Annotated in this window: 17 protein-coding genes; 2 read left to right on the top strand and 15 right to left on the bottom strand. The window is 35.4% G+C overall.

The window, feature by feature from the left end:
• Positions 1-47: 47 nt before the first annotated feature.
• From P6N22_RS01680 to P6N22_RS01665, 4 genes are read right to left on the bottom strand one after another with little or no spacing between them, the layout of a single operon-like run.
• A complete protein-coding gene (locus P6N22_RS01680) occupies positions 48-1,427 on the bottom strand; it encodes an efflux transporter outer membrane subunit (protein WP_280329576.1) in 1,380 nt (459 codons plus the stop codon).
• A complete protein-coding gene (locus P6N22_RS01675) occupies positions 1,417-4,545 on the bottom strand; it encodes a multidrug efflux RND transporter permease subunit (protein WP_280329573.1) in 3,129 nt (1,042 codons plus the stop codon). The genes P6N22_RS01680 and P6N22_RS01675 overlap by 11 nt, the downstream gene beginning before the upstream one ends.
• Positions 4,545-5,672 (bottom strand): efflux RND transporter periplasmic adaptor subunit, encoded by a 1,128-nt coding sequence (locus P6N22_RS01670; RefSeq protein WP_280329571.1) that lies wholly within the window; start codon positions 5,670-5,672, stop codon positions 4,545-4,547. Before P6N22_RS01670 ends, P6N22_RS01675 begins: the two co-directional genes overlap by 1 nt.
• Positions 5,672-6,127, bottom strand: a complete 456-nt coding sequence (locus P6N22_RS01665; RefSeq protein ID WP_280329569.1) for a MarR family transcriptional regulator — start codon at positions 6,125-6,127, stop codon at positions 5,672-5,674. The genes P6N22_RS01670 and P6N22_RS01665 overlap by 1 nt, the downstream gene beginning before the upstream one ends.
• Positions 6,128-6,307: 180 nt before the next feature.
• On the opposite strand from P6N22_RS01665, the gene P6N22_RS01660 reads away from it, so the two are divergent.
• Positions 6,308-6,811 carry a PAS domain-containing protein gene (locus P6N22_RS01660; RefSeq protein ID WP_280329567.1) on the top strand — a complete coding sequence of 168 codons (504 nt, stop codon included), beginning with the start codon at positions 6,308-6,310 and terminating at the stop codon, positions 6,809-6,811.
• On the top strand, positions 6,786-8,234 hold the full coding sequence (locus tag P6N22_RS01655) for a methyl-accepting chemotaxis protein (protein ID WP_280329565.1): 1,449 nt from the start codon (positions 6,786-6,788) through the stop codon (positions 8,232-8,234). The genes P6N22_RS01660 and P6N22_RS01655 overlap by 26 nt, the downstream gene beginning before the upstream one ends.
• Before the next feature lie 27 nt (positions 8,235-8,261).
• Here P6N22_RS01655 and P6N22_RS01650 read toward each other — a convergent pair whose 3' ends face one another.
• The 11 genes from P6N22_RS01650 to P6N22_RS01600 form a co-directional block, all read right to left on the bottom strand.
• Entirely contained in the window at positions 8,262-9,461 is a 1,200-nt protein-coding gene (locus P6N22_RS01650; RefSeq protein ID WP_280329562.1) for a hypothetical protein, read from the bottom strand.
• Positions 9,462-9,545: 84 nt separating this feature from the next.
• Positions 9,546-10,178, bottom strand: coding sequence for an HAD family hydrolase (locus P6N22_RS01645; RefSeq protein WP_280329561.1), 633 nt, complete (start codon positions 10,176-10,178; stop codon positions 9,546-9,548).
• Positions 10,178-11,131 carry a ferrochelatase gene (gene hemH / locus P6N22_RS01640; RefSeq protein ID WP_280329559.1) on the bottom strand — a complete coding sequence of 318 codons (954 nt, stop codon included), beginning with the start codon at positions 11,129-11,131 and terminating at the stop codon, positions 10,178-10,180. The genes P6N22_RS01645 and hemH overlap by 1 nt, the downstream gene beginning before the upstream one ends.
• 7 nt (positions 11,132-11,138) lie before the next feature.
• Complete coding sequence (locus tag P6N22_RS01635) at positions 11,139-11,441, bottom strand: cupin domain-containing protein (RefSeq protein WP_280329557.1); 303 nt, start codon at positions 11,439-11,441, stop codon at positions 11,139-11,141.
• Positions 11,434-12,132 carry a DUF2461 domain-containing protein gene (locus tag P6N22_RS01630; protein ID WP_280329554.1) on the bottom strand — a complete coding sequence of 233 codons (699 nt, stop codon included), beginning with the start codon at positions 12,130-12,132 and terminating at the stop codon, positions 11,434-11,436. The genes P6N22_RS01635 and P6N22_RS01630 overlap by 8 nt, the downstream gene beginning before the upstream one ends.
• 8 nt (positions 12,133-12,140) lie before the next feature.
• Positions 12,141-15,260, bottom strand: coding sequence for a cytochrome c biogenesis protein CcsA (gene ccsA / locus P6N22_RS01625; protein ID WP_280329552.1), 3,120 nt, complete (start codon positions 15,258-15,260; stop codon positions 12,141-12,143).
• Between the two features lie 74 nt (positions 15,261-15,334).
• Positions 15,335-16,012 (bottom strand): toxin-antitoxin system YwqK family antitoxin, encoded by a 678-nt coding sequence (locus P6N22_RS01620; protein ID WP_280329550.1) that lies wholly within the window; start codon positions 16,010-16,012, stop codon positions 15,335-15,337.
• A gap of 221 nt (positions 16,013-16,233) precedes the next feature.
• Entirely contained in the window at positions 16,234-18,621 is a 2,388-nt protein-coding gene (locus P6N22_RS01615) for a hypothetical protein (protein ID WP_280329548.1), read from the bottom strand.
• A 305-nt stretch (positions 18,622-18,926) separates the two neighbouring features.
• A complete protein-coding gene (locus P6N22_RS01610; protein ID WP_280329546.1) occupies positions 18,927-19,247 on the bottom strand; it encodes a hypothetical protein in 321 nt (106 codons plus the stop codon).
• Between the two features lie 54 nt (positions 19,248-19,301).
• Positions 19,302-20,291 carry a HAMP domain-containing sensor histidine kinase gene (locus tag P6N22_RS01605; RefSeq protein ID WP_280329544.1) on the bottom strand — a complete coding sequence of 330 codons (990 nt, stop codon included), beginning with the start codon at positions 20,289-20,291 and terminating at the stop codon, positions 19,302-19,304.
• Positions 20,291-21,553 (bottom strand): M18 family aminopeptidase, encoded by a 1,263-nt coding sequence (locus P6N22_RS01600; protein WP_280329542.1) that lies wholly within the window; start codon positions 21,551-21,553, stop codon positions 20,291-20,293. Before P6N22_RS01600 ends, P6N22_RS01605 begins: the two co-directional genes overlap by 1 nt.
• Between the last annotated feature and the right edge of the window lie 21 nt (positions 21,554-21,574).

The following is a 21,574-nucleotide window of genomic DNA, read 5'->3' as shown; positions in this document are numbered from 1 at the left end:
ACAAGCTCTCTTAAAGAGCAATAAGTACGTTTTATAGCTTTAATTATTTAGTTTTGTGACCAACCGCCGCCAAGTGCTTTATAAAAAGTCGCCTCTTCAATCAATAGCTGTGATTTTGTCGTAACATACGAAAGTTGGCTGTTAAGTAATAAATTACGAGCTATTAATACATTTAAATAACTTGTTGTTCCAACCATATACTTTTTGTTAGCAACATCATAAGCTTCTTGATAGGCATTTACTTGCTGCTCAACAGCTGCCTGTTTTGCTTTTATAGCTTTCATTGACTGTAATGAATCATATACTTCTTTATAAGCATTTTTAACAGCTTTAGAGTACATAATTAAAGCTGCTTTTTGTTCTGAATTACTCATCTCCACACTTGCAGAGATTCTTCCAAAATCAAATAATGGCATATATATACTTGGTCCAATTCCCCATACTTGTGAATCATTACTTGTGAGATTACTGAACTTTTGACTTTGAAATCCTGCATTTCCGCTTAATGAGATATTTGGAAAATATGCTGCTTTAGCAACACCAATCAATGCAGTCTTGGCTTTTAAATTCTCTTCTGCTACTTTAATATCCGGACGATTTTGTAAAAGATTTGTCGGTAAATTTGCAGGAATCTCTATAAACTCAGGTAACTTTGTCTTTGTTGCTATACTGCTTTCAAATATCTCTTTAGGTGAACGTCCAAGTAAAACAACCAAAGCACTTTGCAGTTTTACTTTTGTAACATTGAGCGCTTCTATAGTTGTTTTTACCGAAGCAAGTTCTGCTTTTGTCTGAGCAACTACCAAAGAATCGATAACACCGTATTTATACTCTTTTTCTCTATATGCTAAAGTCTCTTCGTAGTTTTTTAAATTCTCGTTTGCTATACGAATCTGTTCCTCTGCTGCTACAAGATTAAAATAGTAGGAAGCAACATCTGTAATTAAAGAGATGCGAACTGTTTCTTTATTCGCATCTACTGCCAGATAGTTTGCTAAATTAGCATCCCTCTGATTGAAATTTTTCCCCCACAAATCAATCTCGTAAGCAACAGAAGCACTCATACTGTAATCATTATATATCCCGCCAAAAGAACCTGGAAATGCATTTAGACTTCTTTTCTGTCTTGATGCAGCTGCTGCCAAATCGACTTGCGGATACAGTTCTGCATCACTAATATCATACTGTGCACGTGCTTTTTGTACGTTTTCTACTGCAAGTTTAAGATCATCATTGTTTTTCAGCGCTTCTGTAATGAGAAGATTTAACTTCTCATCATTGAAAGCTTTAAACCATTCTACGTTAACTTTTACTTCCTCTTGCGCTTTTGGAAGCTCTAATTCAGGCTTTGTATACTCAGGTGCTAAAGAACAAGCTGAAAGAAAGAAAACACAACTACTCAGTACTAACAAAGTTTTAGTTTTCATCTAAGCCTCCTTTGTTATAAAATTTACTTTTTACCTTCATAATCAAATAGTAAAAAAGCGGTACAAAAAAGATACCGATCAATGTTAAGGCGATCATACCGCCAACAACCGTTGTACCTATAATATGACGGCTATTTGCACCTGCTCCGATACTTACTGCAAGCGGCAAACTACCCATAATAAATGCAAATGATGTCATAACAATAGGTCTAAAACGAACTTTTGCTCCTTCTACCGTTGCATCAAACAAACTCAATCCGCTTTTTAAACGCTGCATTGCAAACTCAACCATTAAAATAGCATTCTTTGCCGAAAGTCCTACAAGGGTAATAAGCCCTACTTGGAAATATATATCACTTTCTAATCCTCTTAGCCATAAACCAAGCACAGCTCCGAAGAATGCAAAAGGTACTGCTAAAATAACGGCGAACGGAATACTCCAGCTCTCATAGAGTGCTGCCAAAATTAGGAATACAAAAATAATAGCATAAATAAATGCCATATTCTTTGTATTTGCAAGCTGCTTCTCTTGATATGATGTTCCTGCCCAGCTTATAGTATAACCTTCAGGTAAAACTTTATTTGCTACTTCTTCAATCGCATTTAAAGCATCTCCCGAGCTGTATCCAGGTTTTGCCATACCAGAGATCTTTGCTGCATCAAACATATTAAACCTTTGAATAATGCTTGGTCCCACTATACGTTTAATCTCTACCATCTCACTAATTGGGATCAATGCTCCGCCTACAGCTTTTACAAAAACGTTTTGGTAGTTTTGTATACCTTCTCTGTACTCGCTTTGCGATTGAAGGTTTACATGATACGTACGCCCAAAAAGGTTAAAATCATTTACATACTTATGTCCAAATGTTGCTTGAAGCGTTGTATATATATCAGCTGTACTCACACCTAAAGCTTTTGCTTTATCTTCATTAACAGTAATCATATACTGAGGAACATTTGTGTTTAACGTAGTTCTAACACCCATAAGTTCCGGACGTTGATTTGCCTGTTTTAAAATCTCCTGTACATAACCGTTAAGAGTTGTTAATTCTCCCCCTGTTCTATCTTGGATATACATCTCAAATCCGCCTGTCGTACTCATACCTCTAATTGGTGGAGGTGTCACTACAAACAAAAAGGCTTCTTTGTTTTGTGAGAACATTCCCATATATTTACCTGCGATAGCAGAAGCTGATGAAGCCGCATCTTTACGCTCGCTCCAGTCGCTTAAGTGTACAAACGAAATTGCAGCATCCGTTTTATACGCAAAAGTAGTAATATCAAGACCTGAAAGTCCTGCAGCTTTTGTTACTTGGGGATCATCCAAAAACTGTTTACTTACTTCATCAGTTACAGCTTTAGTACGTTGTAAAGAAGTTCCAGGCATCATATTTTGAATAACCATTACAACCCCTTGATCCTCACCGGGAACAAGACCTGTAGGTAAACGCATCATCATCATATACGCCCCAGCTATCATCACTAGAAAGAGCAGGATATTAAAGACGCTAAAACGGATTACACGTTTAACACCCGATGTGAAACTCTCAGTAGCTTTTTCAAAGAACTCGTTAAACTTTCGAATCGGCCAAAACGGTGTAGGCTCCTCATGTTTTAAGAACAGTGCACATAAAGATGGTGTCAATGTTAAAGCGATGATTCCTGAAATAGTTACCGAGATAACAATTGTAATGGCAAACTGCTGATAAAGCTTTCCACTAAAACCACCCATAAATGCAGCAGGAATAAATACCGCTGAAAGTACAAGTACGATCGCAATTACAGGTCCAGTGATCTCTTGCATCGCTTTAGTTGTCGCTTCTTTAACACTTAAATGTTTATTCTCTTTGAGAATCCTTTCAACATTTTCAATTACAACAATAGCATCATCAACAACCAGACCAATAGCTAACGTGAGTCCAAAAAGAGTCAGCAAGTTGATCGAAAAATCCATTGCATAAAAACCTGCAAACGTCCCTATAATAGAAACAGGAATTGCAAGAACCGGAATGATTGTCGCTCTAAAATTTCCTAAAAACAAGTAAATAATTGCAACAACAAGTAAAATAGACAAACCAAGTGTGAAAATTACTTCTTCAATAGATTGCTCTACGAATTCCGTTGGATCATACGGTACGCTGATCTTAATATCTTCAGGAAATTTTTTCGAAAGCTCTTCCAATGTATGATCAAGCTTAGCCGAAACTTCTAAAGCATTTGCTCCTGGTGCCAAGAAAATACCTACAGGCATCATTGGTTCTTTGTTATACGTTGCTTGGAAATAGTACGACTCTGATCCCAGTTCAACGTTTGACACATCTTTAAGTTTCAGAGCTGAACCATCACTGTTAGAACGCAATATAATGTTCGAGAACTCTGCAGGAGACTGCAGCCTTCCCTGTGCACGAACAGTATACGTATATACAGGATGAGAGTTAATAGGCTCTTGTCCTAACTGCCCTGCTGCGTACTGGTTATTTTGACTTTTAATAGCATCTACCACATCCGTAATAGTCAGATTATAGTTTGCCAGCTTATCAGGGTCAATCCATACACGAATAGCATAATCCTTACTTCCGAAGATATAAGCATCACCAACTCCAGGTATACGCTTGATATCATCCAAAACATTTACAAGAACGTAGTTAGATAAATATATCGTATCGTGTACTTGGTCTTTGGAAGTAAAAGCAAGTACTTTTAACATATCAGGAGAGCGTTTTCTAACACTCACTCCCTGATCACGAACTGCTTGAGGCAGTTTTGAAATTGCCAATTGTACACGGTTGTTTACATCTACGTTTGCCTGATCAGGATCTGTTCCAATTTTAAATAAAACACTTACTGTAATAATACCGCTCGGTGAAGCTGTCGATGTCATATAGATCATATTATCTACACCGTTGATTGCTTCTTCTAAAGGTGCCGCAACAGTTTTTGAAAGCGTCTGTGCATCTGCACCCGGATATGTCGCTTGAACGTTAATTTGAACAGGAACAACACTTGGGTATGCTTGTACCGGTAGTGATTTAATAGATATCACACCGGCGATAATGATAATTATCGATAAAACCGCCGAAAATATCGGTCTATTTATAAAGAATTTAGAAAACATTATTTTTCCTGAGTATTAATAGTTTTATCTATCGTTACAGGAGTATTTGGCTTAATTCTAAAAAAATTATTTACAATCACTACATCTTTTGGTGCTACACCTGAAACAATAAACTTATCACCTGAAGCCTCAATAATTTTTACAGGTCTTACACCTACTTTTCCGTCAACTACTACAAAAACAATAGTACCTAGAGGATTTTGCAGTACTGCTTGCTGCGGAACAGCAAGCACATTATTTGAAACTACACCTATAATTTTAATCTTCGCAAACTCACCTGCTACAAGCTGTGCATCAGGATTTTTAAATACTGCACGTGCTTTCATTGTCGAAGTTGCATCATCTACACGGCTGTCTACGAAATCTACATACCCTTTTTGAGTATACTCTTTCCCATCAATTACAAGAACCGCTTGTAATTTTGCATCTTGCAGTTTATTCCAAGTTCCGTTTGCAAGTAAATATTTTTGTTTCAGTTTTGAAATCTCTGGAATTGAAAATTCCGCATATATAGGATCTGTCTGACGCATTTGTACTAAAGCTGTACCTGCAGTTACATAATCCCCTACATCAACCATTCTTTTCCCTGCAATACCGTCAATTGTTGCAGGTACATTTGTATAGTTTAAATTTACTTGTACTTTTTGAAGTTCAGCCTGTGCTACTTTTACATTTGCCTCAGCACTTAAATATGCGAAGTACATACTGTCTTTATCTTGTTCACTAATTGCTTTTTCTTCATAAAGACCGCGAGCGCGTTCCCAATCTTTTTGTGCCTTTTCAAACTTTGCATTCTCTACAGCCAGTGCAGCTTTTTTACTTGCAACGTCTGCTGCATAAATATCCGGCTCAATTTTATACATTGCAGAACCTTTAGTAAGCTGTGCACCTTCCGTATAAAGCTGTTGTTCTAAAACACCGGATACTCTTGCAGTAATTGTTACCTCTTTTGCAGCATTTATACGTGCAGGATATTCTAAAGAAACCGGCACTTGTTTTTGTTCATTAACAATATATACATCTACTTTTGGTGCCATCTGTTGTTGTTTCGCCTGTTCTTGTGCCACTAATGCACTTCCCACTAATAAACAAGCGACTAATGAAAATTTCATCAACTTTGTACCCATTACTTTTCTCCTATAATTTCTTCAAAATTCTTACTCTCTTGTAAGATAATGTCTAAAACTCTAAAATAGCTTTCTAACTCTTCTTCACTCAGTTTTGCTTTGATAGCTTCGTTTACTTTATGTGCCAAAGGTACTGCCTGTTCTAGAATCTCCTTCGCTTTTGGAGTCAAAGAGATCCTGTTTGCACGCTTGTCTAAAGAACAATCTTCCCTTTTTAGAAGATCTTTTTTGATTAAAGACTCAATAGAACGCCCCACTGTCGTTTTATCTTTTCCTAACATCTCTGCCATTTGCGTTTGTGTAACTTCTTGATCTTCATCAATTATTTTTAGCGTTGCAAACTGCTCTGCCGCAATTCCAAAACGTGGCTGCAGCAATTTTGTAAAGCTTGTTTTTAACATTGTAGCTACCAAGTTTGTTTGGTAGCCTATAGAGTTTTCTAAAGTATAAGACATTATCCCTCCAACAAAATATATCTCAAATAGTAGCATATGCAACTTTAATCAAATATTAAAAAGTTGCATATGCTACTTATTTTAAATTTAAAAATTTTAAACTATAACATCAGTTGATTACATTTACATTACCTTTATTTTAGTTTCGCTAAAATTACACTCTTTTTTCATGGAGGAAAAATGGTAAGACCAATACCTAGAAATAACGAAATAACTTTTAACGATCATGAGATCATTGTGTCTAAAACAGATAAAAAGGGAAAAATCACATATGGAAATGAGATCTTTATCCGTATGAGTGGTTATGAAGAGGAAGAACTTTTAAATCAACCTCATAACATACTAAGACATCCTGATATGCCTAGAGCAATTTTCAAACTTTTATGGGATACAGTTCAATCAAAAGAAGAGATTAATGCATATGTAAAAAATCTTTCTAAAGATGGTTCTTACTATTGGGTCCTTGCAAATGTTACTCCATCATTTGATCAAAATGACAATATTATCGGTTACTTTTCAGTAAGACGTAAACCTTCAAAAGAAGCAATAAGCTTTATCTCCGATCTTTATGCAACATTATTACAAATTGAAAAAAATCGCGGTATGGAAGCATCAATAGAATATCTAAATAATTTATTAAAAGAAAAAGGAGTGAGCTATGAAGAATTTATCCTCACTGTCTAAAGTCCATTACGCAAATATAGCTATTTTAATTACAGTTTTTATTACTACCGGTATTACTTCATTATTATATGATTTTCACATAGTAACTATGCTTTTTAATCTGGCAAATATTTTCTTAGCTATTTATATTTTTGTTTATCTTAAAAAAGCTGAGAAAAATATCGAAAAATCTCAAAAAGTTTTTCAAAGTGCATTACAGGGTGACTTTGAAATACGTTTAACACATATAGATGAAAAAGGAACTCTTGGAAGACTAGCTTGGGACATCAACTATTTTATGGATCAATTAGAAGTATTTATGAGAGAGGTAAATACATCAATTGACTATGCATCTAAAAACAAATATTTCAGAAGAGTTGATGCCAATGGTTTAAATTATACATACGAAAAAACTGCAAATAAAATCAATCAGGCACTAGATGCCATGAGGGATGAATATCTTACGCAAAAAGAAAAGAATTTTGCTGCAGAACTCGGTAAAACGGGTAAACCTCTAAATGTAAGCTTTGGTATGATTCAAACACAACTTGCCGAAGGTGTGCAACAACTCAATGAAACAGCTGAAAAAGCAGATGAAACTGCTGTAGCGTCAAACCAAAGTATTAATGAAGCCAATGAAATCATTACAAAACTTTCTACACTGACGGAATCTATAGAAAACAACAACCAAGCAGTTGATTCTCTTCAAAGCAGAACAAACGAAATTGGTGAAGTGATCAATCTAATCAAAGATATTGCAGAACAAACAAACCTTCTTTCGCTTAATGCCGCTATCGAAGCTGCTCGTGCCGGTGAACATGGACGCGGATTTGCCGTTGTTGCTGATGAAGTACGAAAACTTGCAGAGCGTACACAAAAAGCAACAAGCGAGATTAGTATCTCTATCCAAACATTACAACAAGAAACTGGTTCTATATCTGAAGCCGCAGATGTAATGAGCAAGGTATCAGATGAAGCTACACAGATGATTGAAAGCTTCAAAAGTGTTCTTGATAACTTTAATCTTAATGCCAATTCAATGAAACAAGGTGCCCAAGATCTAGAAAGCAGCTTAATGGTTATACTTGTTAAAATCGATCATATCCTCTTTAAATCTGATGCGTTTAGCCATGTGATGAAACATCAAAAAGCTGCAGATCTTAAAGATCGCGGTTCATGTCGCTTAACACATTGGAAAGCAGAAGATGCTCAAGAGAAATTCGGCGACACTACATCTGCATTTTCACAACTAAAAGCAGCCCATACAGTCGTGCACGATGCTGCGCATAAAGCTGTTGCAATTGCTGAAAACGGTTATGATGAAAAAAACAATCCGGTTATTATAGAAGAGTTTACTAAAATGGAAAATGCAAGTGAAACTCTTTTCACTATTCTTGACAAGATGCTGCAAGAATACAAAGAACACTCTACACAGACAAAGTAAGCATTTTTAAAGTGGTATTTCACCACTTTAACTCTCCCCGTATCCTCTTTGCAATTGTGCTTTTTTGCTCAATAACTGAACACTTTGAGTAATATCTTTTCTAGCGATATGATAATGTTCATGGAGCTTTTCCAAAGATTCATCTATCTTGTTTGAAAGCTTCTCACTTATTTCATCTAAATTTTGTTTCATCTCGGCAACTTTTTCATCTTTCGTCTCAAGCAGCTCTACTGAGATCTTTGAAAGCTGTGACTGCGCTTTTACATAGTCTGACTTAATCGCTTCAATATCGTTTATAAGTACTGCTACATTTTTATAAACGTCACTAAATTCTGCTTGCTTCATTTGAAAATCAGTCATTTTGTTTGCCATTAAACTCATCTGTTTTAAAAGCATTTCACTCTGAGCACGAATGTTTGTTAAAAGAGTATCGTCTTCACTCAGTGTAGTTTTAATCCCTTCACTATGCGCTTTTAAAAGGTTTATTTGATTCTCGTACGACTTAGTAACTCCGGAGAGTTGGGAGAGTGTGTGCTGTACGATAGAGTTAGCTATTTCACTGTAGATATTTTTTATACCTTCGATATTTCTTTTAAGCTCTTCAACCTCTTTAGAGATATCTATCATCTCTTCTTTATTTGTCAAAATTGACTTTATGCTGTTAAAATGTTCCTGTTCTGAAACACGTAATATATCTATATGTTTATGCACAACATTATCAAGTTCCGGTACCTGTACTTCACTGAAGTACTTATACTCTTTTTTAACATCTGCCAAAGAGTCTTCAACATCTTTAAACATATCTACAAACTTCATTTGGTTGGATAAAATTTTTTCAAGTGCACTTAGATCACTTTTAAACTTACCTATTATCTCTTCTTGTGATGCCCTATCTTCTTGCTGTGCCTGTATCATTCTTTTTTCAAGCTCAAGAATAAAGGTTTTTAATTCAGAAAGTTCATTTGCAAGAGTTTTAGCAAAATGCTCTTGATTTTTGGCAAGTTCTGATTGTTGTGTTTGATGTAAAATATTCATAATAAAAAAGAGTACTAACGAAACAAGTAAAGGGAGTAAAGATTCACGTACTAGTGCCATCATATCGTTGTTTTGATATGTAAGAAAGTGTAAAAGAGTTGCTATAAAACCGATTGAAAGCATCAATGGAGCATAATTAATTTTATTAGGCTGTTTTAGAATATATACCTGTCTTAAAAAGAGTAATGCCATAAAGGAAAAGCTAACTAAAAAATCTGCGGATACCATCAAACGCTCCAGATTATTTTCTTGTGTAGCTTATTCTATCATAATTTTTTATAAAACTATAGAAGCAACCTCGTGTGGAGTATATGCTATTAAATCGTGAGTCCCGAAACTTGAAAATCCCCATGCAGCAAATACAGCATCTATGTTGGCATTATGAGCAGCTTCCATATCTTTGGAATTATCACCTATCATCCATGCACGGTCTTGTATATTTGAATACTTATAGTTGTTTAAAATGTGATGCAGCATATCCGGATTCGGTTTTGATTTTTCAACTTTGTCCGCACCTATGATAACGTCAAAAAGCTCTTTAACTTTTAAAGATTCCAGCATTGTTTGTGCAAAAACAGTAGGTGCATTTGTAGCTACAGAGAGTTGCACATCATTTTCTTTTAAAATATGTAAAAGCTCCTCGACACCTTCATAAAGATACGGATTTTGAATACATTGCTCTTTATAATGCTTCTCGAAAATCACACGATCGCGCTCTTCATACAAGTCTGTATTGTAAAAAAGTTTTGCCAGATTTCTCTGGTGCATATTAATAGCCTCTACAACAAAATCTTCGCTCAAAGGCTCAAGTCCATGATTAAGTTCGCGAACATGGTTAATAGAGATAGTGATATCTTTTTTCGAGTCTATTAAAGTCCCGTCCATATCAAAGATAACTATCTTTTGCATTATGATCTCATCTTCTCGTATATCTCTAAAAGTGCGTCTACAAAAAGGTCGCTGTCATTGAGACATTTTGCAACTCTGTACTCTTTAAATCCCAGTTCTTCTGCAACTTCTCTGTACTCAATATCGAGCTCAAAGTCTGTTTCAGAGTTGTCGATCGTAAAAGCGATAGGATAGATAATCACACCGCGGTTACGTACAGTTTTAAGCTTATCCTCCAAAGACGGTTCCAACCATTTCATAGGCCCTACTTTTGATTGATATGCTAAATGCACCTCGTGAAAGTTCATATTTTCTTTTGCCATCATCTCTTTTAAAATATCTACATGACGATTTACATGCTTTTCATATACATCACCTGCATCTACTATCTTTTGAGGTAATCCGTGTGCTGAGAAAATAATGTCAAAATCTTCATACTTATCTTCCCCTATACTCTCTTTGATCTTTTCAAGGACTGCTTTATTGTACTTTTCATTTTCAAAATAGTGTTTGATCTCAATTACAAGTGCATCACCCTCACTATCATGATAAGCTTCTTCAAAATCTTCTAAAGATGATTTCGTCGTTGTTGTAGAGTACTGAGGATACATTGGAATCAGATAAATTTTATCTACATTCTCTTTAGAGAGTTTTTCTATGACTTCAGGAGCAAACGGGGGCGTATAACGCATAACAAAATCAACGATCACATTATCACCCAGTTTTGCTTGCAGTTTATCGACAAGTTTTTGAGTATGTCCGACAAGTGGAGACTTTCCACCTAGTTCTCTATATATCTCTTGTGAACTTTCCGTTCTTGTAAAAGTGATCATTGTAGCGATAAACTTTCTGAGTAAAGAACTTTTCATCGTCAAAATATTTTTATCGTTAAACATATTTGTCAAAAACACTTCAACCTCTTCAAGGTTGTTAGGTCCACCCATATTTAATAACAATACTGCTTCTTTTTTCATCTCTATCCTAATCTATATAAACTGCCAACCATACGACAATTTTTTTAGTTTTTAGTAATTTGTGCTCAGTACCGGCAGGGATAAACAGACTAGAGCCTTTTCTAAGTTTATGAACATGAGAATTCATCTCTAACTTTGCACACCCCTGCAAAACAATTACCCATTCATCTTTTTCAGAACAAAATGTTTGTTCTGTTTGTAAAGTATTACTTATTATGCGGCTAATTTTAACATTTTTATGTTCAAGTAAAGTTGTAAATTCTTCACTATCTACTTCAGGTAAGGAATATTCAAAAAATTTCTCATTCATCTTTTACTCTTAGGCTTACTTCATACATAAACTGCTGCAATGGGAGCATATCTTCATAGATATTATACAAAGTATCTATTAGCTTTTCACCCTCTTCAATCAAATGAGGATCAAGAGTCTTGTATGTAGCCATCCCTTTATATAGAGAAAGTTCTACATTCTCCATCTCTTTATCAAATCCCCTAGGGTATCTTTTGTACCCTTTTTCAATTATGTTATAACCTTTTGAAGTGATCTTTTCTAAAATCTCTGCAAGCTCTGCACGTTTTTTATCATTCTTGATATACTCTCTATAAGCATCTAACAGAGGCTTTTCAAACCAACGTACACCAACAGCTACAAAAAGCTCATCGGGAGAGAAGTGCATATAAAAAGAGGAGCTTTGCAGTCTCTTTGCCCTTCCCTGCCAAAATATAATCCCAATACGGTGTTTGATCGGAAGCTTGTTTGATCCCATTCGACGGATATCACGGTAGATTCTAAAAAGCGATTGGTTGATTTTCGGTGCGAAATTGATTGTCGGCTCTAAAGCCATGAGGTGTTCACCCATCTCCTCCACAAAGGCACGAGACGGGTTTAAAATGAGTTCTTGATACTCTGATTTGTGAGCTTCAAACCACTCTTTGTTGTTATTTTGTCGAATAGACTCTAAAAACGGTAGTGTCTTTTTACTAAAACCGTTAAATTCCAAGTAAATCCTTACGCTAATTTTCTATTTCTAAATGCCAGTGCAATTACAACAAAAATAATAGCATAAGTTATCGGTACAAAATCAGGAATCGGCACCGGGTCACCTTTTGCGTATGAGTGCATACCTGCAAGATAATAGTTTACTCCGAAATATGTCATAAGAACCGATGTAAATGCCAATAGTGAGATTACACTATAGTTAAACTCATTGTAGATTGACTTGATAAAGCGTAAGTGAACTACAACTGCATACACTAAGATAGTTACAAGTGCCCAAGTCTCTTTTGGATCCCAGCCCCAGTAACGTCCCCAAGATTCATTTGCCCAGACACCGCCTAGGAAGTTTCCAACTGTCAGTGTTGCAAGACCTATCATTAAACTCATCTCATTGATAGCATTTAACTCTTTAATAGATAGAGAGATCTGCTTTTCATTCGCTTTTGTTTTAAAGATAAACAGTAATAATGTAATGAACCCAAGTAATGCACCAAGACCTAAGAAACCGTATGAACCTGTAATCATCGAAACGTGAATACTTAGCCAGTAAGAGTTAAGTACAGGTACCAGGTTTGTGACTTGAGGATTCATCCAATTTAAGTGCGCTACAAATAGAATAAGACCAGTTAAGATTGATGTTGATGCCAAAGTCATTGGTGAGCGTTTAGAGAAAATAAATCCTGCAAGAACCGTCGCCCAACCGATATAGATCATTGACTCATATCCGTTTGACCATGGAGCATGTCCGGAGATATACCAACGAAGAGCAAGACCAATAGTATGTGCAATAAAGAACAACACTAAAAGATAAAGTGAGCCTTTTGCCACGATTCCCATTTTAAACGTCGGTTTAACTATCTTAATAAAACTAAGAATTAAAAGAATAAATCCCATAATTAGATACAGAGGATATAGTCTTTCAAAAATATTCGCATGGTTGTAGAAAATTTCTGCTTTTATACTGTTTGCACTTGGGTATACAGCTTTACCGAAATCTTTTTGGTACTTTTCAATATGCTCTAAAGCTTTATCCGCATCCGTCCAGTTACCGTCTTGTGTAGCCTTGTCAATTGCCGTAAAATAATCAAATGCCAATGTCTTGATAATAAACGTATATTGAGGTGCCAATGTCTCTATAGCATCAATTGTTGCAAGCCATTTATTATTTTCATCCTGAGGTTTTGGCCAAATTTTAATGAGTGTACCTGTAAATACCATATATACAACATTAACTTTTTCATCAACTTCTAAAGCTTTTTTATCTAGCTTGTTTCTGTCTTTCGGTGCTTTTCTTGTCGCCTCATCTACAACTTCTGCAAGTTTATATCCACGCATATTGTCCGGATCATGGAAAAACTGAGCAAACGATACATATTTTGCATCTTTTGCAGCACCAAGGATCTCGTTCACTTTCGGATCACCTGTACGGATCAGTTTTACATCTTTATAGATATCAGGTCTGATCATCATTCCGATTATTACCTGGTTTGGATCAAGAGATTCACTGCCGACATTCAGTTTCGCACTTCTGTGTACTTTTGCAAGAACTTCTGTAGCTAAAGTATCAAGCGGTTTCATACGTCCTTGCGTATCTTGGACAATTAGCTTTCCAAACTTATCAGCATGTGCTTTATCGAAAGAAAGCATAGTTTTGATTGCAGGATCGACATCTGCCTTTACGTTAGTAACACCAAGTACTAAAAATACTCCCAGTAATGCAGGTACTACTTGGCACTCAGCCGCTTTTTTTGCTTTAGCCGCAAGTTTTGAAAATCTATTATGTTTAGAAAAAAGTGACCAGAACATTCCAAGTGCTAATAAAAAGTATCCAAAGTATGTAGGAAGTGTTCCCGGGTCATGGTTTACCGAAAGTACAGTACCTTTTTCATCACGATCGTAAGATGCTTGGAAAAATCTGTATCCTTTATAATCTAGTACATGATTCATAAAAATTCTATATGGCATATCAACTCCATTTTCTTTATCTACCACTTGTACCTCACTCGCATATGATGCCGGAGACATTGAACCAGGATATCTGTCAAGTTGGAAATCTTTTAATGTAATACTCAGTGGTACGGGGATCTCTTTTGCACCATAACGAAGACTTACATCTACTCCATCTAGATTTACGTGTTCTTGTACACCTTCAACACCCTGTCTTCCGTATAAAAGTACCTCTTTTGATGTATCACCGACACTAACATTAAAACGGAGTACGTCAAGTCCTGCCATTTTCGCTTTTGCATTTGGATCGCTTACAATTTTCTTCACCGCTTTTGGCAAGAATTCTCTTAAAACAAAGCTTCCAAGATCTGTACTATAGAGCATTCTTGTATTGAACACTTCATTAGCATTTGCAACAAGCTCACCTTTAGAACGATCAGCCATTTTAAAATATGAAAGTTTCATATCATGCTTCATATATAGTGCATTATCTTTCATAAATATAGATATAACAGGTTTATTAAACGTGCTTCCGCTTCCAAAGTCAAGTACAAAATTTCCTGCATCATAGTAGCTACCCTCTGCAAGTGCTACTTTTTGCCCTTGTCCACCACCTGTAACCATAAGGGTTAACATTGCTTTACCGTTTGGATCTGCAACGATAGATTCTATTGCATCAGGAATATATTCCACAAGTTTTACATCTACATTTTTATCGTTTACAGTTAATTGAGTACCTAAATTATTAGTACTTCTTTTTGAGAGAAATACTTTTTGTTCAGATGAAGCAGAATCAGTTTTCTCTTTTGCCGTCACATCCAAGTAAACTTCAGAGCTTAAAATAGAACTCATCGTTAAACCCTCACGGATATGCATAGTACCTTCAAAGCCTGCATAACGAGTAATTGCGGCACCAAATAAGATCACAAAAAAAGCTATGTGAAAAATAAAAATAGGAGCTTTTTTTGCCGTAAACATTCTATAGTTGATAATATTCAAAAATAGATTAAATGCAAGAAGTCCTAAAAGTACTTCAAACCATCTGGCATTATAAATTTCAGCCTTTGCCGTCATTGTTCCAAAATCGTTTTCAATGATCGTTGCATACCCAATAGAAAATGCAAATATCAACATTAAAACTGCCATTGTTTTCATGGAACTAAATAGCGATAAAACTTGTTTCATATGTTTATCCTTTTAAAAAAATAATTCTAATAAAGTAAAGATAATGGATGGTAGCAAAATAGCTTTTTCTAATACTATTTTGCTTTTTGAGGAGAGAAATCTAAATCTTTGATGATAATTTCAGTCTGATCTTCTTGTTTTTTCTGAACTTCTTTCATAAGATTAACAGGTCTGTCATTTTTGAAGAACTCTTTTTTAATAACATTACCTGAAGCATCATACCATGTTTGGTACCCTTCTTTGTAGTTATTTTTATATGTTACTTCACTAAATAATTTTCCATTTTCATCATACTCTTTTTGTAGACCCTCTTTTTTATTGTGTTTATATGGAACTACTAAAGCTAACTGACCATTATCAAAATACTCTTTTTGTAAACCTTCTTTATTATCATTTACATAATTTACTTCATGTTTTAATTGTCCGTTTACAAAATACGCTGTTTCTTGCCCTTGCATTTTACCATGATCGTAATTCATTTTCGCAAGTATGCGTCCTTGTTTATCGTACCAGACAAGTTCACCATCACGATTTCCGTCAATATAATTCACGCTATATGCAAGCTGACCCATTTGATAGTATATGTTTTCAATACCCTCTTTAACACCTTCTCTCTTGTCTGTTCTTGTACCGTCTCTATAGTTTGTTTCCGCTTTGAGCTCACCTGTTTCAAAATAACTTTTTACAAGTTCAGCCGACAAAGACACACTTAGACATGAAGCTACCAATAATGAGCCTATATATTTATTCATAAAAATTCCTTCTTGCAGTGTAAATCCCTTTCTAAAGAAACATCGCTTTGCGAGCGGTTCCCTTGTTTTGATGAGCAAATATTGAAAATATTTAGCCATAAAAAATTAAGATTTACTCCAATTACTTCATAATGCAGATTTTATTCTAGTTAAAATTTATAAACATACACTTTAACTAAAATAAAAACTACCCCTTAAAGGGATAGTTTTATTGATTTGGATTATTCCCAACCGTCTCTTACAACTTTAGCAGCTTTATCATATGGATATTTCTCTACTAATTGTTTCACAGAAAGTTTTTGGTCTCCGCCTCTCATGTAGTGCGCTAATGTTACTGAAGCCCAGTAATCATTTTCGTACTCAGTACCTTGAAGTTGCAATGGCACACCTTTTTCGTTAACTGTATGACATGCAGAACATGTAACAGGACCAGCATATTCACCATCTGGTGAGTATTGAAGTGCTTGTTCGTGTGTCGTTACATCAACAGAACGCTCTTTACCGTCATATCTTGTTGAATAAAGTCCGTGTGTAGACTCATGACAAGTTTGACATGCAATATCACCATGCGCTTTAGAGTATCTAAATAGTGAGTATTTATTCGGTAAATCGATTGGGAAGTATTTTCCACCTGTATCTTGTTCAACGAATGGAGCTAAGTGACAATCCGCACAATGAGGCTCAGCTGCTGCTAACCACCAGTCATTACCACCAGAAGCCGCTGCATAAGGAACATCTCCACCCTCTGGATGATTCCAAGGTTTAAGATCTAAAGCACCGTCTTTACCAGCATTTTTAACTAAAGTAGCAGATTTATGCTCAGTATAGTATTTAAGAACTTCGTTGTTACCAGTAGATGTTGGATCTGCAAGTGCAGCAAATTTCTTAGCATCGCCACCAGCAATAACATCAATCATCTCTTTAAGAGATTTATTTCTTAAAGTTTTACCTTCTTGTTTAGAATCATGTGTAAGGTTGTCATAGTTTTGGAACTCTTGAGCAACTTTAGTATGACAGTTAGTACAGTATAATCCTCTTAACTCACCAGCATCTTTACCATGTTCGTCTTTTTTAGCAACATTTTGATATTGCCATTTACCGTAGTTATTTAAGAAGAATGGAGGTTTAGCATTTGGATTAGAGTGAGCATCACGACGTACATAACATCCACCGCCAGATTGTCTGATATCACCTTTAGCAAAACGACCTTCACCGTATCTGTCTGTTACTCTAAATGGATTAGAGTCATCATTCATATTAGGGTTTTGGAAGTGTGTAGGGTGACAAGATTGACACGCTTGTGAACGACCAGCAGCATCAGGCATTGGAACCATAGCTAAGTGGAAACCGTGAATAGCTTCAGTTAAAGTTTTTGCTTTAACAGCTTTATAACCAGTTGCCGTCGGACGAGGCTCTTGTAAGTTACCAGAAACGTTATCACCGTGACAGTCAGCACAGTTTACCATACCAGTTTTACCAAGTCTGTTACTTGAAGCATTCGCTTTGAAATCACTTAAGAATGTAGTACCATGGTGAGCATCGTGAAGTGAAAGAATATTGATACTTGCTTCAGAAAGTCTAGCCATATACTCACTCTCATCTGAGTAAGTTTTCTTCCAGTAATCATATTCTTGATCACTATATTTTAAACCTTCGTCACGTGCCATTTGAGCAGCCTTACCGTTTCTTGAGTGACAAGCATAACAGTTAGGAATATCAACAGGGTTTGTACCGAAGTAAGATACATCTGTACCGTCAGTGTTTTTCATACCTTTACCAGTTCTATCATGCATTTCAACAGTAGAGTATTGGAATGGTTGAAAATCTTTTTCAGTAACAGAACGAATTGTTCCTCTTCTTGTAGAGTCATTAAACGCAGTTAAAGGAAGTCCAAGTGCATCCCATAGGTGAGAAGCAGTAAGAACAAGCTTAACATTTTTAACAGGTGGAACAAGTGTGTCAGTCATAACAACGTTTGTACCATCTTTTCCAGCATAATCCAAGTATCCACCAGAAAGTGGTTTACCAGAAGGTCCAGCATCGATATTTACAGGAATTTGCATACCTACACGTAGACGATCTTTGTCAGTAACACCCGCAGGGATAGTACCCTCAAGATCTTTATAGATAAAAAGGTGTGTCCAAACGTAGTTTGCAACATTATCACCTGCAGAATCTAAGTGACCGTCACCATCAGTATCTTTGGCAACGTTCCAATATCTCATTTTATTACCTTCACTATAAGAGTTGTCTTTAGTGTAGTAATAAAGTTTAACATCATCATCCGGACTTAAAAGCTTCGGTAGCTTCCCACTTTTACCTGTTGTAATAGCTTGAGCTTGGATCGAGTTGTATGGTGGAATCACACAACAATAATCCATACTAAAACCAACACAGTGCATACCTAGTTCGTAGTTAATGAATACATTGTAATCATTTTTTGGTTCATAACCAACTGTTTTCTTGCCGTTAGCATCAACTTCTGTATACTTCTTTAGCTTATTGAGTTTGAACGGTGGGTTCTTATCATAAGCCAAAGCAGTAGTTGCAGTCATTGACATAAAAGCAACAGACGCAGCTAGAGATGTTAATAATGTTTTATTATTCATTCTCTGTTTTCTCCCCTTAATTAAAGTTCAAGGCTAGTATTACATTTAATTATTTAATTAAACTTTAAAGAAGTAAGATTTTCTTATATATCACATTTTTTACTATTTCAATCTTTTTGATGTGATAGTTATGTGATAACCACTTTAATAATTCTTATAATAGTTATAGCAATTAATAATAAAAATATACTCTAGAGCCTGAATTATAGGGAGATTAATAAAATCTAATAAAAATGTGTTATGTTATATTGTGATAACTTAAAATGTTAAAAATTGAGAAGAACTATAAGTAGAAGTATGCCAAATTAACGGCAAACATATTGCATTTTTTCAGGATTCCATCTGAATTTATTTGCAACTTTTTTAAATGCTTTTAAGATAATTGTATCATGTGTATCATGAGAATAAATTACAATTGGAGTGTGATAATATCTATTATAAGATTCTATTGGATGTAATAAAATATCTTTCCATGTGATCTCTATCTTGCCGTCATATGGTTCAAATGCAACTTCAGAGACAACCTCTTTGTTTGTTTCTTTACATTTAAAATGACACTCAATCGAAACACTGTCTATCTTTACATAATCTAAAAGATAAAGAATTTTTTCATCGATAATCGGCATCGAAATACTCCATAAAAATATTTTCTAAGAAGTATTAGCAAAAGTTATTCCAATTTAATGTTTTAAAAGTGTAACCTCAAATATTTTTTTCTCACCCTTTATGAAATTAACATCTCCGCCATGTGCTTGTGCAATCTGTTTAGACAATACAAGACCCAGACCGTTCCCTTTTACTTTTGTACTTTTAAAAGCTTCAAAAAGATTGTCTTCATCAGGGATCGCTACACCTGTATCGCATATTTGGAACCTATGGTATTTTGGATCTTGTGTGTAATTTATCTCTATTCTACCGCTTTCGTTTTCATCCTCTTCTATTGCATCAATTGCATTAGCAATAAAATTGATAAACAACATCTCTAAAAGATCCCTGTCACCGTCAAGTTCTATCTGGTTTTCTGGAAAAACGAAAGTAATCTCTTTAGAGTATCCGTAATAATCTATAGCCATATCTATAGATTGGCGTAATTCACTAAAGTGAAATCTTTTCTTTTTAACATCGATCCCTTTAGAGAACATAAGAGTCGCTTTGATGATTCGATCGATTCTATAAACAGATTTTTGAATCTCTTCAACAATGGGGATATTTTCCGGAATTACTCTCTTTTTAAGAGTTGAACTCATTAAAGAGATAGCACCGATAGGATTACGGATCTCATGGGAAAGGTGCGCAGCCATCTGTCCCATAGTAGCCAGGTTCTCTTTTCTCTTTTGCTCCGTTATATCGGTAGCACTGAGCATCATTTTGTCTTTATATGTAGAACTTTTGACAATGTAAGAGCGGTTTTCAAACTGGATCTCATAATCATCCTCTTGATATTCGATAAGCTTTAAAAGACTCCATAACTCTCTTGCTTTTGAGTTTTGTAAGAAGACGGTGTTATCGTCATTTAAAATCCAAATAGCATTCGGTAAAAACTCAACAACTTTCTCAACGGTATTTTGCAGATGTTCATACGAGGCTTTAAGTTCATTAAACTCGTTTTCAACCTTATAGGTCTGCTCAATTAAAAGATTGAGTTCTTCTACCGTAATGCTCTCACTCATTAGATTTTAAACCCTACTAAAATATTATATAAACTGTATGCATCGTCACTTCCCGCCATCTCACGGATAGAATGCATACCCCAAGTAGGAAGTCCTATATCGATAGTATCTATACCTATACGAGTTGCCGTAATTGGACCTATAGTTGAACCACATCCCATGTCACTGCGTGTCACAAACTTTTGGATAGGTTCGTTTGCCTCTTTTGCATTTGCTAAAAAATTTGCAATTGTTGTCGCATTTGAAGCGTATCTTTGGTTTGAATTTACTTTGATTACAACACCTTTATTGATAAAAGGAGTGTGTCTCTCATCGTGCCTGTCCGGATAGTTTGGATGGATAGCATGCGCATTGTCGGCACTAATCATCATAGAACTTCTTACCATTGCCATATACTCTTCATGGCTTGGGAACATTCTTTTAAGAGTTGCTTCTAAGAAATTTCCCCCTGCTCCGCTTGTTGAATCACTTCCAACCTCTTCGTGATCATTTGCAATGAAGATCATAGGTTTATCATCGGCAATACTGCAAATACTCAGCATTCCAACATAACAAGAGAGTAAATTATCTAACCTTGCACTTGCTATAAAGTCATCTTCAAGTCCTATATACGAAGCATTTTGTACATCGTACAGGCTGAGTTCATGTGCAAATATCTCTTCAACATCCATTATGCCTAATTTTTCGAGCTCTTTTTTAATAAATATATCAAAATCAAATTCACCGTTACAAGTCAATACAGGGGAAATATCTGTTTGCTTATTCACTGTTCTCTCTTTATTTGCTTTATCATCAAGATGAATAGCAAGTGAAGGGATCATAGCGATAGCTTTTTTGATGTCTATAAGAACACTTTGTATCTTTTTGGATGTATCACTGTAGTTAATTCTTCCGGCAAGACCTAAATCACGGTCAAACCAAGGATTTAATAATAAGCCTCCGTAAGGTTCGACTGCAAATCTAACTACTTCAAAATCTTTAATGATTGGATTTGGTTTGAGTTTTAGATTTGGTGAATCTGTATGGGCGCCAACAAGTAAATACTCTTTTTCATTTTTAGGATATGTAAAAGCGATGATCGAAGAATCATTTCTAGTTACAAAATACTTTTTCCCGGCTTCAAGGCTCCATTTATCTTTTTCATTAAGTTCTATAAAACCTGCATTTGCAAACATTCCAGCCATATTTTGAGTTGCATGAAACGGTGTAGGTGAAGCATCTAGAAAACCTAAAAGTCCTTCATTAAAATCTTGTTTGGTCATTATAAACCTTTATATACTAAA

Source organism: Sulfurimonas sp. C5, from assembly GCF_029872055.1.
Taxonomy (GTDB): Bacteria; Campylobacterota; Campylobacteria; order Campylobacterales; family Sulfurimonadaceae; genus Sulfurimonas.
The sequence above is the reverse complement of the archived record's forward strand: the minus strand, read 5'-3'. Positions and strand labels throughout refer to the sequence as shown.